The sequence below is a fragment of the Micrococcoides hystricis genome, from assembly GCF_042434215.1.
In the GTDB taxonomy this organism is placed as follows: Bacteria; Actinomycetota; Actinomycetes; order Actinomycetales; family Micrococcaceae; genus Micrococcoides; species Micrococcoides hystricis.
The window spans coordinates 110,765-126,369 of sequence record NZ_JBHLUB010000003.1 but is presented as its reverse complement, the minus strand read 5'-3'; the positions used below and the strand labels follow the sequence as shown (position 1 = coordinate 126,369).

Here is a 15,605-nt window from a genome sequence, read left to right as displayed (position 1 = left end):
TTCATCCTAGAGACGAGCTTGGCCCCGGTGAAACTTTCCGTTGTTTCACCGGGGCCAAGCTTTGAGGTTGAGGTAGTTATCAGCCGAGTTTCAAGGGGCTATCGGTCGGCGCTGGGCCGTCCTCGCCCTCGTACTAGGAGATCTCGACTTCGAGTTCGCGTTTGGTGCCACGGCGCTTGAGCTCATCTACGAGCTCGATATCAACGCGCACATTTTCTGGGACAACGACCTCGGTCGTGTCCGCACCTTGAACGAAGGTGAGTTCGCCAGAACGAATCTGTTCTGCCAAACCGGTCAAGAAATCTGCCAATTGTTCGCGGCTGTACCGTTCTTTTGCCTTCAAGAGAACGTCTTCTCGTGCCATCACAATCCTCTTTTCACTGGGGGTGTGCTGGTACCTCTATTCTAGTGGAACCTTAGGCAGAGACGACGGCCGACTTCTCCGTTGCCAGAGCAGGACGCAACTGGTTTTTCACCAAGACGGCCATGAGCGCCAAGGTGGCAACCTGGACCGCAATCATGATGGCGACCAACACGAAGTAGCCTGCGGAGTAGCGTTCGATGATGCCATTGTTGACCAGACCTGCGTGGATCCAGAAGAAGCCAAGGACACCGAAGGCCACTCCCGGGCAGACCAGCGTGAAAGCATTTGGCGACTGCTGATTGCGGGAGAACACGAATTCCTTATAGAAGCCGTTTTTGCGCATGGCCAGATGTCCCATAACCAAGAAGACCACTTGCATCAGGATGGCAACCGTCAGGAAGATCATCAGACCCATGGTTGCGCCTGGGCCAGCCGGAGCCGGGTTACCTGCCAAGGATTGGAAGGTCTGCACGCCGTGGCTGTCGCGGACCACCATGATGCCCAAGAGGGTCAAGATGGGTACGGTGAGCCACAAGGTTGCGGAGTTGGCCACGGCCAGTCCGTGCTTGAGCATGGAGTAGACGCCCATCGTGAAAAACATGAGCCAGAGCAGCACAGCGGTGATGGCGAACAGGATCGAGCCGATCATGCCGGCCAGAATCGTCCAGGTTTGTTCACTCATGGCGGCTGATGCGGCGAACCCGACTGCGACCATGGCAAAAGCGAAGGCAGCCAGAATCTGGTTCAGGCCACCGTTGGCTTCAAAACTGAATTTCCCGGAGAAGACACGGGAGAGGTGATCCCACAGGTACTTCACAGCCAGAAGCCCAATCAAGGTAAACGCGAGCAGGGCGAATGGGAACGCGTACTCAATGACGTTCCAGAGATTCGGAATCAACGTGGCGCTGAGGACGAAGAGGCCGTTCACGCTCATCCCAAGGGTTAGCGGGATCGCCAGTAAGGTCACCGCTGCGTTCGAATTGCGCAGCTTGTCATAGGCCGGGGTCTTCTTCCAGATATTAAATTCGCGGAAGTTCCATGCCAGCAGGGCGAAATGCGTCGCGATCATGGCAATCATGCCGATGTAGGCAATCACAATCGTGGTCTGCATTCCGGTGGAGCCGGAGGCAAACGCCGTGGAAATGGAATTAAACGTCGGCATCGCGGTGTCCGGATGCGGAGTCAGGAACATGAAGTACATGAAGAAGAAGACACCCATGCCGCCAAACCCGAGGGATGCGAGGAAATACAGGGGCGAGTACTTCTCACCAAGGTTTTTGATCATTTCGCTACTTTCGATTCACTATCACTCATATACCCCTAGGGGTATCTAGTGAACCATGGTAGGGCTAAGGCTTCATGAAGTCAAATACCCATGGGGGTATATGAAATGGGCTGAAAAAGCGGCAACTCCATCTGGTGTGGAGCGCCGCTCTTTCTAAGGGTCCGTCTTGGTGAGGCAGTTAGTTCGCGAACTTCAGTCCAATGACGCTGCCGATCAGCACAAGAAGTAGAAGAACTTTCGTGAGCGAAAAAGACTCCATGCCGGTAGCCATGGAGTAGATCACGGCCCCGGCCGCACCGACGGCAACCCAGATGGCATACGAGCTGCCAGCCGGAAGGTCGCGCATGGCCCAAGCCAGCCCACCCATGCTAATTGCCAGGGCGCCGAAGAACACGAGGGATGGATAGAGCCGGGTAAAACCTTCAGATTTGGCCAAAGCGATCGCCCAGACCGCTTCAAAGAGCCCAGACAGAATTAGTACGACCCAAGCCAAGGGGTGCTCCTTTAGGTTGTAAAAGTGGTTGTGCCGCTGACTTCACGGGTTCGAATTTCTACACTGAGGATATGACTGAACTAGAAAAACTCATTGCAGATGCCCGCGAAGCTTTGCCAGCCGCCTCCACCCTAGCAACTGCGCCCATTGTGGCCACCGGTCTGATTGGTGGCTGGTTAACTGCCCGCGTCACGAAAGTCCGCCCCTTGGGTGGGGTGGTGTTGGCCGCAGCCGGGGCGCTCGCGGCCCGAAGCTGGTATGCCCGTGGCGGCGCTGCTGACGCAACTGCCCTGACTTTGGGGTATTTGGGCGCATTTGGTCTTTCCCATCCTCTGGCCAAGAAAGTAGGGCCGTGGCCGTCCGTTCTGGGGGTAACCGCCGCCGCGGCAGCCGCAGCGCACTATGTCAGCGATCACAAAATTGTTCGCTAGAGCGCACATTTTGATCCGAAATGTCTCGAAGCGATAACAATCTGAGCTTAACAACTGTGAAACAAGTGTTTTACTCTTGTTTCATGCGTGATGCGCGATATTCTTTTTAAACCTGTGGTGATACTCACACGTAATGGGGGAGGCTGCTTCAGGGCAGCAAAGAATCCAGTGCAGAGTGCATTACATACCTCGTACCAAAGGAGAGAGTGCTTTGAAGTACCGTCGCTTATCAGCCGCTCTAGCAGTGGCAGCCTCCGGCGCCTTGCTCTTGAGCTCGTGTGCCCCAGGCGGAGACGCCCCACCACCAGAAAAGGCCGCAGAAGGTCAGAAGTTCAGTGTCGAGCCAACCAACTCCGGTCTGGCTGACCTAGGTGATGTAGAAACCCAAGACGGCACCGTCTACGTGACCGTTGGTAGCACCGAGTTCTCTAGCTACAACGCTATGACTCCCCAGACCTACAACACCTACACCACCACCCCTATGGACCGTGTCCTGTCGGGCTTCGTGTACTTCGGTACCGACGGTGAGATCTACAACAACGAAGAATTCGGCACCTTTGAGGTCGAGTCCGAGGATCCGCTGAAGGTTAAGTACACCATCAATGAAGATGCCAAGTGGTCTGACGGCACCGATATCACCGCAGCTGACATCATCTTCTCCTGGGGTTTCCAGAACCCACGCATTACCGATGGTGACAAGCCACTGTTCAACTCTGTCTCCACCACGTGGGGTGAGTTCGTTGAGCAGGCTCCTGAAGGCGACGTGAACGGCAAGGAAGTCACCATGACTTTCAAGGAGCCAAACCCTGACTGGCGCCTGCAAGTCTCCGGCATCATGCCAGCCCACGTTGTCGCTAAAGAATCCGACATGAGCGTTGAAGAGCTGGTTGAGGCCATTAAGGCCGAAGACGCTGACAAGCTCAAGGATGCGGCCAAATTCTGGAACACCGGCTGGAACACCAAGCCAGGTACCCTGCCAGATGAAGAGCTCATCCCGTCCTCCGGTCCCTACAAGCTGAAGAGCTGGGACGCCGGTCAGTCGCTCACACTTGAAGCAAACGAAAACTACTGGGGCACCAAGCCAGGCATCAAGCAGATCGTCTTCCGCTTCGTTGAAGATGACGCCCACGTTCAGGCGCTGCGCAACGGTGACCTCGACGCCGTCCAGGCCCACCCAACCAAGGACACCTTGGATCAGCTCCAGGGCTTGGACGACATGATTGTCCACCAGTTCGACCAGCTGACCTGGGAGCACTTGGACTTCAACCACGCCAATGGCCCATTCGCTGACAACCTGGAACTGCGCAAGGCTTTCGCCATGTGTGTTCCACGTCAGGGCATTGTCGACTCCCTGATCAAGCCACTGAACCCAGATGCAGTGGTAGCTAATGCTCGTGAAATCCTGCCTTTCCAGGAAGGCTACGATGAGCTGGTCGAGCAGAGCTACGACGGTCAGTACGATGAAGTGAACATCGAAGAAGCCAAGAAGATCCTCGAGGAACAGGATGCCGTCGGCACCAAGGTTCGCTTGGCCTACAGCTCCCCGAACCCACGCCGTACCGACACGGTAGCTGCCATCAAGGCTTCCTGTGACGAGGCCGGTTTCGAAATTGAAGACGCCGGTAGCGCAACCTTCTTCCAGCCAGGTGGCGAACAGGAGAAGGGCGACTACGAGGTGGCTCTCTTCGCATGGGCTGGCTCCGGTCAGATCGTCTCCGGTGCCAACATTTACCAGACCCAAGCCGACGGTAAGGGTCAGCAGAACTTCAACGGCTACTCCAACGAGGAAGTCGACAAGGCTTGGGACACCATGTCCGGAACCTTGGATGAAGAAGTGCACAAGGAACAGCGCGCCATCATCGAGAAGCACCTCTGGGATGACCTGCACGGCATTCCGCTGTACGCACACCCAAGTGTTGCCGCTTCCAACTCCAACCTGCTGAACGTGCGTCCAACCTCGACGCAGAACCAGCTGTTCTGGAACATGGAACAGTGGCAGCGCGCTGAGTAAAATCTCACGCAATCATTGATAACCATCAGTGAATAATCGGTCCACGGGTGGGATAGACTCCAACAGCGTCTATCCCACCCGTAGCCGTTAGAAAATCTCAGAAGCGGTGCCCGACCCGTTCGATCCATAGCCGGGAACCGACTGCCTTGGATGCTCCCGATCGGAGCGGTACCAGGCAATCACCACCGCAGCTTGAAAGGCCTTCTCCGCCGTGATCAAATATGCACTCAAGCGCTTCGGCGCTTCAGTCATTGTGATGTTCTTAGCATCACTCTTGCTTTACTTCCTCGTCACCCATTCCGGTGACCCGTTGAGCGACCTCCGCGAATCCAACGACCCTAACCGTGAAATGCTGATGCAACGACGCATCGACTTCATGAATCTAGACCAGCCGTGGTTCCTGCGCTACCTGAGCTGGCTCGGTGGCGTCGCCGGCTGCTTTGTGGGACAGTGCGATCTGGGAACCACTCGCAACGGTGTCCAAGTGAGCGATCTACTCGCCAACGCAGCTTCCTCAACCTTGCGGCTCGTGGTCCTTGCCACGGTGCTGGCCATTATCATCGGTATCGCAGTCGGTATCGTGACGGCGATCCGCCAGTACTCCGGCCTTGACTACGCCATTACCTTCCTGACCTTCCTGTTCTTCTCGCTACCGGTTTTCTGGGCCGCAGTGTTGCTGAAGGAATACATCGGCATTGCCTACAACGATTGGCTCCGGTATCCCCAAATGAACTGGGTAGGGGTCGGGGTCATAGCACTTATCCTCGGCCTAGCATTACAAGCTGCCATGGGCGGAAACCTTAAGCGTCGCCTCATGACCGGCATCGGAACCGCGATCTTCTTCTTCCTAGCCGTGTTGGTCATGAACAACTTCAACCTGTTCATGAAGCCATCCATGGGCCCCTTCGGTATCGGCATCTGGGTGCTGGCGGCGGCCGTCGCGGTAGGAGCAACCGCACTCGTCGCGGGGATTCGCAACAAGCAAGTCCTGGTGCCAGCTCTTGTCACCGCGGGCATCGGAATCATCAGCTACTACGCAACGTTCACATTGCTCGAAGAACCAAATTGGTTCTTGATCGTTGGACTCTTCGTGCTGGCCATCGTAATAGCTGTGGTCGTAGCGCGTTTGCTGGGTGGCTGGAACAAGGGCGCTGCAACCTCGGTTTCGGTGGTCACCGCAATCTTCACCTCGATTTTCATCTTGGCTGACCATATCTTCCGTGCATGGGAAGGCTTCCTGCGCTTGAAGCCTCGACCAATCTCAACGATCGGTTCGCAGACACCAAACTTTGCCGGAAACTTCTGGGAAGACTTCCTCGATAAAGGCATGCAGATGCTGCTGCCAACGATCTTGCTGACGATCATCTCGATCGCCACCTACTCCCGTTACACACGCGCATCCATGTTGGAAGTCAGCCAACAGGACTACATTCGGACCGCCCGCTCGAAGGGCCTGAACGAACGCTCCGTGATCCTCAAACACGCCTTCCGGAACACCCTGATCCCGATCACCACCATCGTGGCTTTCGACTTCGCTGGTTTGATCGGTGGTGCGCTGGTCACCGAGCGGGTCTTCGGTTGGAAAGGCATGGGAGAGCTTTTCCAAACAGGTTTGCAAGAGATCGACCCGATCCCTGTCATGGCCTTCTTCCTGATTACCGGTACTGCAGCGGTGTTCTTCAACCTCATTGCAGACCTGATGTACGCAGTACTTGACCCAAGGATTCGACTATGAGTGAGCACAACAAGGACCGCGAAGTCCACGAACAAAAGGGTATGGGGCAAGCCCCCATCGGTGCCTCGCCTGACGTAGACGCACTGGTCGATCTCGCGGAGATCGAAGACCAAAAACTGATCGAAACCGAAGACCAGTCCCTGTCCCAGGGACAAATGGTTCGGCGACGCTTCCGAAACCACAAAGCAGCCATGATCTCCGTGATCGTCTTGGTGGTGCTGCTGTTATTGGCTTTCACCTCGATCGGATTCGCCGGAATCCCCGGCTGGTGGGACAAGACCTACTACACCCCGCACCCAATCGTGAACAACGGTGCGCCCACCTTCAGCCTGATCCCTGGACCCGACTTTGGTTTGGGCGAACATCCTATGGGCCAGGACAACATCGGTAAGGACTACTTCGCGCTGGTCATGAAGGGAACACAACAGTCCTTCATCATCGCGATCACCGTAGGTCTCCTGTCGACCTTCATCGGCACCATGATGGGCGCCATCTCCGGTTACTTCGGTGGTTGGGTCGATTCCATCCTCATGCGCCTGACTGACATCGTCATCGTCATTCCGCTGCTGGTCATCGCCGCAGTACTGGGACAGATGTCCGCTGGAAATATCTTCTGGCTCGCCATCGTGCTCGGCCTCGTCACCTGGACAGGTCTGGCCCGTCTGGTCCGTGGTGAGGTGCTCTCACTGAAAGAAAAAGAATTCGTTTCAGCAGCTAAGTCGATGGGCGCGAACCCGTTCCGCATCATCTTCCGTCACCTGATCCCGAACACGGTTGGCGTGATCGTGGTGAACGCGACGTTCGCTATCGCAGGTGCAATTCTGCTGGAGACATCGCTGTCATATCTGGGCTTCGGTGTACAGCCACCAGAAACCTCCTTGGGACGGTTGATTAGCGACTACCAGAACTCCTTCACCACCCGTCCGTGGCTCTTCTGGTGGCCCGGTATGTTCATTCTGTCCATCGCACTGTCGGTGAACTTCATTGGTGACGGTCTGCGTGACGCGTTTGACCCGCGTCAGTCCAAACCGACCTTGAAGAGCCGCCGCAACCGCAAGATTCTGGAGAGCTAACATGCCGAACCCAGAGTACGTACTCGAATTTGAAAACCTCTCGGTCACGTTCGCTACCGAGTTTGGCTACGTCGAAGCCGTCAAGAACATGTCCCTAGGCGTCAAGCCTGGCGAGATCGTCGCACTCGTGGGCGAGTCCGGCTCAGGTAAATCCGTGACGTCGATGACCGCTCTAGGACTCTCGCCGCGAAACGCCGAAATTGACGGTGCCACCTACGTGGTCGGTAAGAACGTCACGAATATGTCGCAGGACAAAGTCCGGCGCATGCGTGGCTCAGACGTGGCCATGATCTTCCAGGAACCGATGACCGCACTGAACCCGGTGCTGCGCGTCGGTGACCAAGTCATGGAAGCCCTGTCCGTTCACGGTGTGGCCCACGGCAAGCAGGCGGAACAACGCGCCATTGAATTGCTGGACATGGTCGGTATCCCAGATGCCGACAAGCGTTTCCGGGAATACCCACACCAGTTCTCCGGCGGTCAGCGTCAACGTATCGTGATCGCCATTGCGATCGCGTGCGGGCCAAAGGTCATCATTGCAGACGAGCCGACCACCGCACTAGATGTCACCGTTCAGGCGGAAATCTTGGACCTCATGCGGTCCCTGAAAGACAAACTGAACACCGGCATTCTGCTGATCACCCACAATATGGGTGTGGTGGCTGACATGGCCGATCGGGTTGCCGTGATGCTCAAGGGCTCCAAAGTGGAAGAAGGGCCCATCCGCGAGGTGTTGAAGAATCCGCAGCACCCGTACACCAAGAAGCTGCTGGCCTCTGTTCCGCACCTTGGTGAAAGTGAGCTCAAGGTGGCCGAACCGGAACGGCGTGACGGTGTCGATCGTCTCGCCTTGAAGACCCAGGGTCTCTGTGTCGACTACGTCGCCCGTGGTAAGCGAGTGCGTGCCGTCCATGACGCGAACATTGAAATCGCTCAAGGTGAGATCGTCGGTCTGGTTGGCGAATCCGGGTCCGGTAAATCGACCATCGCCAAAGCGGTCTTGGGTCTGCTGCCCGTGGCAGAAGGCGAACTGCTGGTCCATGGGAACTCCCTGACGAGCCTACGCGGAGCAGAACTGAAAGCAGCACGTAAACGCATCGGTGCTGTTTTCCAAGACCCCGCTGCCAGCCTCGATCCACGTTTCCCGATTGGTGACCTCATCACCGAACCAATGGTTATCCACAAAGTAGGGGACAAGAAGTCCCGGTTGGATCGGGCCTACGAGCTGCTCGACGCGGTCCGGTTGCCACGCTCAGTCGTGAACCGTTTCCCACACGAGCTCTCCGGCGGTCAGCGTCAACGTATCAGCATCGCTCGTGCACTCGTGCTGAACCCCGACCTGCTGATCGCGGACGAACCAACCAGTGCGCTGGATGTCTCCGTCCAGGCATCGGTGCTGGAGATGTTCGCCGAGCTGCAACGCGAATTCAACTTCGCCTGCCTCTTCGTCTCTCACGATCTAGCCGTCATTGACATGCTGGCCCACCGCGTGGCTGTCATGCGCAATGGTCGCATCGTGGAGCAAGGACTGACCTCCACCGTGCTGCACAACCCGCGCGAGCTGTACACCCAAGAACTCTTGGCAGCAGCACCGGTCCCTGACCCAGATGAGCAAGCTCAGCGACGGGCCGCCCGCCACGAACTGGTAGGGGCCACCGAATTGGGCGACGGAAAGCTACCAGGAACCACCCTGTAGCCCGCCCCTCTAGGCCGCACAGAATGCACCCCGGATCGGCAGCCGCATAGGCTGCCACGCCGGGGTGCATTTTTTATCCATTGGCACCCGGGTCTAAAATAGATGACGGTGCCGCTGTGCCCAATTCACTTTTCTCCTGCTATGGAAAGATCCAGGTTTACCCTTACATGACAGCAACTTCCGTCCGCACAGACCTGCGTAACGTGGCAATCGTCGCCCACGTTGATCACGGCAAAACGACCCTCGTGGACGCGATGCTCCGCAACACCGGCGCATTCGCAGCCCACTCTGAGGTCGAAGACCGGGTCATGGACTCCGGGGATCTGGAAAAAGAAAAAGGCATCACCATCTTGGCCAAGAACACCACGGTGTTCTATTCCGGCCCGGCCTCCAACGGCGAAAACGTCACCATCAATGTCATTGACACTCCCGGCCACGCCGACTTCGGCGGCGAAGTAGAACGCGCACTGTCCATGGTCGATGGCGTCGTCTTGCTGGTTGACTCCTCCGAAGGCCCTCTGCCGCAAACCCGTTTCGTGCTGCGCAAAGCTTTGGCCGCCAAACTCCCGGTCATCCTGCTGGTCAACAAGACCGACCGTTCCGACGCCCGCATCCAAGAAGTCGTCGGCGAGTCCATGGACCTGCTGCTGGGATTGGCCTCTGATCTGGCCGAGGAAATCGAAGACCTCGACCTAGACGCCGTACTGGAAGTACCTGTCGTCTATGCCTCCGGTAAAGCCGGACGAGCGTCCCTGAATGAACCTGCCAACGGCGAACTGCCGGACAAGGAAGACCTCGAGGACCTGTTCGCCACCATCCTGGAACACGTCCCAGCCCCCACCTACACCGAAGGCGAAGTCCTCCAGGCCCACGTGACCAACTTGGACGCCTCACCCTTCCTAGGCCGCCTGGCACTCCTGCGCATCTTCAACGGCACCCTGACTAAGGGCCAACAAGTGGCCTGGGCACGCCAAGACGGCACCATCAAGCCGGTAAAGATCACCGAGCTGCTCGCCACCAAGGGACTCGAGCGTGTCCACGCTGACTCCGCAGGACCCGGTGAGATCGTTGCCGTGGCCGGTATCGAAGACATCATGATCGGTGAAACCCTCACCGACATCGATAATCCGAAACCCTTGCCCCAAATCGAGGTGGACGAACCAGCCATCTCCATGACGATCGGTATCAATACCTCGCCCCTAGCCGGACGCGTCAAGGGCGCCAAAGTCACCGCCCGACAAATCAAAGACCGTCTGGACCGAGAGCTCATCGGTAACGTCTCCCTGAAGATCCAGCCGACCGAACGCCCGGATGCTTGGGAAATCCTGGGCCGTGGTGAACTGGCCTTGGCGATCTTGGTCGAACAGATGCGTCGCGAAGGCTTCGAGCTGACAGTGGGTAAACCGCAAGTGGTCACCAAACACATTGACGGGACACTCCACGAGCCGTTCGAGGAAATGACGATCGACGCGCCAGAAGAGTACATGGGTGCGATCACCCAGCTGCTGGCCGCGCGTAAAGGCCGGATGAGTTCCATGACCAACAATGGCACCGGCTGGGTGCGCATGGAGTTCACCGTGCCCGCTCGTGGCCTGATCGGCTTCCGTACCCGCTTCATGACTGAAACACACGGCACCGGTATCGCTTCCTCTATCTCCGGCGGCTACCAGCCATGGGCCGGGGACATCGAATACCGCACCAACGGTTCACTGGTCGCGGACCGAGCCGGTGTCGCCACACCTTTTGCCATGATCAACCTGCAGGATCGCGGAACCTTCTTCATTGATCCGACCTCAGAAGTGTATGAAGGCATGATCGTGGGCGAGAACTCACGTTCCGAAGACATGGACGTGAATATCACCAAGGAGAAGAAGCTCACCAACATGCGTGCAGCGAGCTCCGATAGCTTCGAAGGCCTCACCCCGCCACGGAAACTGACCTTGGAAGAATCACTCGAATTTGCTCGGGAGGACGAATGCGTGGAAATCACACCGGAACACATCCGCATCCGGAAGGTGATTCTCGGCCAATCCGACCGGGTCAAAGCAGCCCGCGCCAAGGGCAAGTAACCCAGTCTGAAGCACAAACCAGCACGTCCCTGCCCATCGGTCGCATCGTTTTTGTGACCTTGGCAGGGGCCCTAGCAGGCCTGCTCGGGCTGCTCTTGCACGGGTCCTCAACCTCCGTTGCCGGGATTCGTCTGCCGTGGGGGCTGCTCATCGCGCTCGGGCTCAGCTACGTGGTGGTGTACCAAGCCGGAATCTACGGGGGACAAGTCCACCCGCGGTACACCGTCCTGGTCGCGTTCTTCGCCTGGGCCGGCGCCGTGTTCGTCAACTTCTTTGCCTTCTTCTTTCCCGGCAACGACCGGTTCTACTTACCCGCGCCCCTAGGACACGACCCGTTCGCCTCCTGGGCGCTGGTGTTAGACCGTGGCTGGCAGTTCGGGTTGTTTTTGCTGCTGCCCTTGGTGACGTGGCACCTATTACAGGTATTGCGTCGGGAAAAGGACTAAACTGTTAACCGTTCAAGCCTTGAAAGCATAGTAGGAAAGGCCCCACCCTTCGATGACGTACATCATTGCGCTGCCATGCGTAGACCTCAAAGACCGCGCCTGCATTGACGAATGCCCGGTCGATTGTATCTATGAAGGCGAGCGGATGCTTTACATCCACCCGGATGAATGCGTCGATTGTGGTGCGTGCGAGCCAGTCTGCCCGGTAGAAGCCATCTACTACGAAGATGATGTGCCGGAAGAATGGTCCGAATACTACAACGCCAACGTGGAGTTCTTTGACGAGATCGGTTCGCCCGGCGGGGCGGCCAAATTGGGTGTCATCGAATACGATCACCCCATCGTGGCTGCCCTTGAGCCGCAGCAGGTTGACTGATGCGCCCGCTGCCGGAATATCCGTGGGAGAGTCTGAAACCATTTCGCGAACAGGCTGCCCAGCACCCGGACGGGGTTGTCGATCTTTCCATCGGAACGCCAGCTGATCCCACCCCAGCCATCATTCAAGATGCTCTGGCGGCCAACACTGATGCCCACGGTTACCCACCGACGGAAGGCAGCGTTCAGCTCCGGGAGGCAATCGTTCAGTGGTTTGCCCGCCGCCGCAAGACCGCAGGCCTAGGTATCGACGCGGTCTTGCCTACGGTCGGGTCTAAAGAATTGGTGGCATGGCTACCAACTTTGCTTGGACTCTCCGGCGATGACCTCGTCATCCATCCGGTCACCGCGTACCCCACCTACGGTGTCGGCGCTGACCTAGCCGACGTTGATTCGTTGGCTTCGGATGAGCCGTGGAACTTGGATGGGTCGACAAAAGAGCGCATCAAATTGATCTGGGTTAACTCACCAGCGAACCCCACCGGCGCAGTCATGGACACCGAACAACTACGCAAAGTCGTCCAATTCGCCCGTACCATCGGAGCCGTTGTCGCCTCTGACGAATGCTACGCAGAGTTGGGCTGGGATGACTGGGAGGAACACGTGCCCGGTCTGTTGGAACCAGCGGTGAGCGAGAACAACCTCGAGAACCTGCTGGCCGTGTATTCGATGTCCAAGCAGTCCAATATGGCTGGATACCGGGCGTCCTTCATTGCCGGTGACAACCAGCTGATCGCAGAACTGACCAATCTGCGCAAGCATGCCGGCATGATGGTGCCAGCACCGATCCAGCACGCGCTGACCGTTGCCCTCGGCGATGACCAGCACGTCCAAGAACAAAAAGACCGCTACCGCAGGCGCCGCAACCAACTCAAAGAAGCGCTCACCACGGCCGGTTTTTCGATCACCCACTCGCAGGCCGGACTCTACCTGTGGGTCAGCGCCGAAGACCACGATTGCTGGTCGCTGGTAGAAAAATTCGCTGCGGCCGGGATCGTCGTGGGACCAGGAAGTTTTTATGGGCCAGTGGGGGAGAACAACATTCGCATCTCACTGACCGCATCCGATGAAGCCGTGGCTCAAGCGGTGAAACGGATACCGCAAGTTCTGTAGAAGACCAACTACATAACTGCAACAAAATTAGTACGAATGCATAAAGACGGGTACCGTTTTAGGTAAGTATGCACCTTGTGGGCTTGGCACCACCGAGACCACTGTGGACCCTCATTCGACCAAGGGAGATCCGATGACGGAACAGCAGGCCGCTAACAATGCGGCGACTTTGAACTACGGTGATGGACAGCTGGAGCTACCACTGGAAGAAGCCACTAACGGCAACGGCGGTTACGCCATTGGCAGCCTCCTGAAAGACACCGGGAACGTCACCTACGACCCTGGCTTCATGAACACGGCGAACACCAAATCGGCGATCACCTACATCGATGGTGAAGCCGGAATTCTACGTTACCGTGGCTACCCAATCGAGCAGCTGGCCGAGAAGTCCAGCTTCTTGGAAGTCGCCTACCTGCTGATCCACGGTGAGCTGCCAACCGAGACCGAACTGGAAGAGTTCGACCAGCGGATCCGCATGCACACCATGCTCCACGAAGACCTCAAGGACTTCTTCAACGGATTCCCCCGGGACGCCCACCCAATGCCGGTGCTGTCCTCCGCGGTGTCCGCACTGTCCACCTGGTATCAAGACTCATTGGATCCGTTCAACCCGGAACACGTAGAGGTTGCCACGATCCGACTGCTGGCCAAGGTCCCAGTCATCGCCGCCTACGCGCACAAGAAGTCCATGGGTCAGCCCATGCTCTACCCGGACAACTCCATGAACCTGGTCGAGAACTTCATGCGCCTGTGCTTCGCAGTACCGGCCGAGCCGTACGAACTTGATCCAGACGTGGTGAAAGCTCTGGACCAGCTGTTGATCCTGCACGCCGACCACGAGCAGAACTGCTCCACCGCCACCGTGCGCATGGTCGGATCCGCCGACGCCAACCTGTTCGCCTCCGTCTCCGCCGGGGTGAACGCACTGTTCGGCCCAGCCCACGGCGGTGCCAACGAAGCCGTGCTGAAGATGCTGCGCAACATTCACGCCGAAGGCATCTCCCCGGAAACCTTCATGGAGAAGGTCAAGAACAAGGAAGATGGCGTCCGCCTGATGGGCTTCGGCCACCGGGTCTACAAGAACTACGACCCACGCGCCAAAATCATCAAGCAGACGGCCCACGACATCTTGGAGAAGACCGGCGGTGACGAGCTGTTGGAAATCGCTATGAAGCTGGAAGAGAAGGCACTGGCCGATGACTACTTCATCGAGCGCAAGCTGTACCCGAACGTGGACTTCTACACCGGCCTGATCTACAAGGCCATGGGCTTCCCAGAGAAGATGTTCACGGTTCTGTTCGCAATCGGCCGCCTGCCTGGCTGGATCGCCCAGTGGCGTGAAATGATCACCGACCCGGCAACCAAGATTGGTCGCCCACGTCAGGTCTACACCGGCGCCGCAGAGCGGAATTACCCGAACTAAAATTAAAGGGCAACGCGCCAGAAAAATCGTTGTCAAAGAAGTGGCGGGCACATTCAGTCGATGAATGTGCCCGCCACTTTCTGTTTTAGGACTCGTGGCCACTGCCCAAATAGATAGCAGCGTAGCTGGGTCTTAGTTTACGAACGTGATGACGAGTTCTTCGGTTGGCTCATCGGTAGAATTCCAGCTGCGCTTACCCCGTTCCCAGTGAAGCGAGTTGAAGGAAATTGAGAGCACATTCCCGGCCTCAGCATTAGCAAGTGCCCACGTGGCCAACCGCCAACCGGTCTGATCATCGGGCACTGAGATGCGTAGCGACCGAGTATCCGTCTTCAGCTGGACCTCAGCCGAAAGAGCGTCGGCGAACCGTTTCATTTCGGCCGCGTAAGCTTTGTGCGAGAGCTCGGCCTGATCGGCCGGCGTGGCCTTCAAGGTACATGACATCGCACCCGGCTCACCTTCCGTCAAGGCCCGGGCAAACGCTGCTGCCACGTCTTCATGCTTTGCGTAGGCATCCGGGTAGGCGCTGCGCTGGACGGCCTGTGCTGCTTCGGTGACAGATAGGTCCCGGTAGCCGGGAACGGTCTCTAATTCTTGGTAGAACCGGTTCGCAGCGTACCAAGGATCCATAATTTGTTCTTCTGTACCCCAACCTTGAGAGGGCCGTTGTTGGAACAAGCCTCGAGAATCTGGTCCGACGGTGTCACCGTAGCCGATGTTGCGCAGCTTGGATTCTTGGCGGGCAGTGGCCAGAGCAATCATGACTTCGTGACGATCCAAACCTCGTTCAAGTCCTGCGGCCGCGATGATCGAGCCGTTTCGAGTCTGGTCCGGGGCCAGTACGTAGCGCTCCGAACCTAGGAGCACGCTGCACTGCTGACGTTGAAGAAAAGCGGTATCGTCCAGCCAACGTGTCGCGAACAGTACCCCGGCCAACACTAGTGCCAAGCCCAAGACCGCCACGAATGGGCCAAGGAAATGCCGCCGACGTGGGGCAGCCTCCGCCCTGAGGTAGCGGTCAAGTGGGTTTTCAGACATAGCGGTGTCGTGATTTCCGATCAACACGGGGGAGTTTGGACAAACCTATCTTA

General features: G+C 57.5%; 14 protein-coding genes. 10 read left to right on the top strand and 4 right to left on the bottom strand.

What is annotated here, in order from left to right; translation table 11 throughout:
- Positions 1 to 133: 133 nt before the first annotated feature.
- From ACFFFR_RS03250 to ACFFFR_RS03240, 3 genes are all read right to left on the bottom strand, one after another.
- Positions 134 to 364 carry an amphi-Trp domain-containing protein gene (locus ACFFFR_RS03250; protein WP_377458091.1) on the bottom strand — a complete coding sequence of 77 codons (231 nt, stop codon included), beginning with the start codon at positions 362 to 364 and terminating at the stop codon, positions 134 to 136.
- Between the two features lie 52 nt (positions 365 to 416).
- The gene (locus ACFFFR_RS03245) at positions 417 to 1,649 is read right to left on the bottom strand and encodes a TsoY family (seleno)protein (RefSeq protein ID WP_377458090.1); all 1,233 of its coding nucleotides are present in this window, start codon (positions 1,647 to 1,649) and stop codon (positions 417 to 419) included.
- Positions 1,650 to 1,827: 178 nt separating this feature from the next.
- Complete coding sequence (locus ACFFFR_RS03240) at positions 1,828 to 2,142, bottom strand: DMT family transporter (protein WP_377458089.1); 315 nt, start codon at positions 2,140 to 2,142, stop codon at positions 1,828 to 1,830.
- Positions 2,143 to 2,213: 71 nt separating this feature from the next.
- Between ACFFFR_RS03240 and ACFFFR_RS03235 the strand changes: the two genes are divergently transcribed.
- The 10 genes from ACFFFR_RS03235 (at position 2,214) to ACFFFR_RS03190 (ending at position 14,514) form a co-directional block, all read left to right on the top strand.
- Entirely contained in the window at positions 2,214 to 2,573 is a 360-nt protein-coding gene (locus ACFFFR_RS03235; protein WP_377458088.1) for a hypothetical protein, read from the top strand.
- A gap of 211 nt (positions 2,574 to 2,784) precedes the next feature.
- Positions 2,785 to 4,584 (top strand): ABC transporter family substrate-binding protein, encoded by a 1,800-nt coding sequence (locus tag ACFFFR_RS03230; RefSeq protein ID WP_377458087.1) that lies wholly within the window; start codon positions 2,785 to 2,787, stop codon positions 4,582 to 4,584.
- A gap of 211 nt (positions 4,585 to 4,795) precedes the next feature.
- Positions 4,796 to 6,319: an ABC transporter permease gene (locus ACFFFR_RS03225; RefSeq protein ID WP_377458086.1), complete on the top strand. Its 1,524-nt coding sequence runs from the start codon at positions 4,796 to 4,798 to the stop codon at positions 6,317 to 6,319.
- Positions 6,320 to 6,360: 41 nt separating this feature from the next.
- The gene (locus ACFFFR_RS03220; protein ID WP_377458121.1) at positions 6,361 to 7,392 is read left to right on the top strand and encodes an ABC transporter permease; all 1,032 of its coding nucleotides are present in this window, start codon (positions 6,361 to 6,363) and stop codon (positions 7,390 to 7,392) included.
- 1 nt (position 7,393) lies between these two features.
- On the top strand, positions 7,394 to 9,088 hold the full coding sequence (locus tag ACFFFR_RS03215; protein ID WP_377458085.1) for an ABC transporter ATP-binding protein: 1,695 nt from the start codon (positions 7,394 to 7,396) through the stop codon (positions 9,086 to 9,088).
- A gap of 167 nt (positions 9,089 to 9,255) precedes the next feature.
- Positions 9,256 to 11,157 carry a translational GTPase TypA gene (typA, locus tag ACFFFR_RS03210; protein WP_377458084.1) on the top strand — a complete coding sequence of 634 codons (1,902 nt, stop codon included), beginning with the start codon at positions 9,256 to 9,258 and terminating at the stop codon, positions 11,155 to 11,157.
- A gap of 53 nt (positions 11,158 to 11,210) precedes the next feature.
- Positions 11,211 to 11,603, top strand: a complete 393-nt coding sequence (locus tag ACFFFR_RS03205) for a hypothetical protein (protein ID WP_377458083.1) — start codon at positions 11,211 to 11,213, stop codon at positions 11,601 to 11,603.
- A gap of 52 nt (positions 11,604 to 11,655) precedes the next feature.
- Positions 11,656 to 11,979: a ferredoxin gene (gene fdxA / locus ACFFFR_RS03200; RefSeq protein WP_377458082.1), complete on the top strand. Its 324-nt coding sequence runs from the start codon at positions 11,656 to 11,658 to the stop codon at positions 11,977 to 11,979.
- Positions 11,979 to 13,091, top strand: coding sequence for a succinyldiaminopimelate transaminase (dapC, locus tag ACFFFR_RS03195; protein ID WP_377458081.1), 1,113 nt, complete (start codon positions 11,979 to 11,981; stop codon positions 13,089 to 13,091). Before fdxA ends, dapC begins: the two co-directional genes overlap by 1 nt.
- A gap of 133 nt (positions 13,092 to 13,224) precedes the next feature.
- Positions 13,225 to 14,514: a citrate synthase gene (locus ACFFFR_RS03190; RefSeq protein ID WP_377458080.1), complete on the top strand. Its 1,290-nt coding sequence runs from the start codon at positions 13,225 to 13,227 to the stop codon at positions 14,512 to 14,514.
- A 132-nt stretch (positions 14,515 to 14,646) separates the two neighbouring features.
- On the opposite strand, the gene ACFFFR_RS03185 is transcribed toward ACFFFR_RS03190, so the two are convergent.
- Complete coding sequence (locus ACFFFR_RS03185; protein ID WP_377458079.1) at positions 14,647 to 15,552, bottom strand: hypothetical protein; 906 nt, start codon at positions 15,550 to 15,552, stop codon at positions 14,647 to 14,649.
- Positions 15,553 to 15,605: the final 53 nt, after the last annotated feature.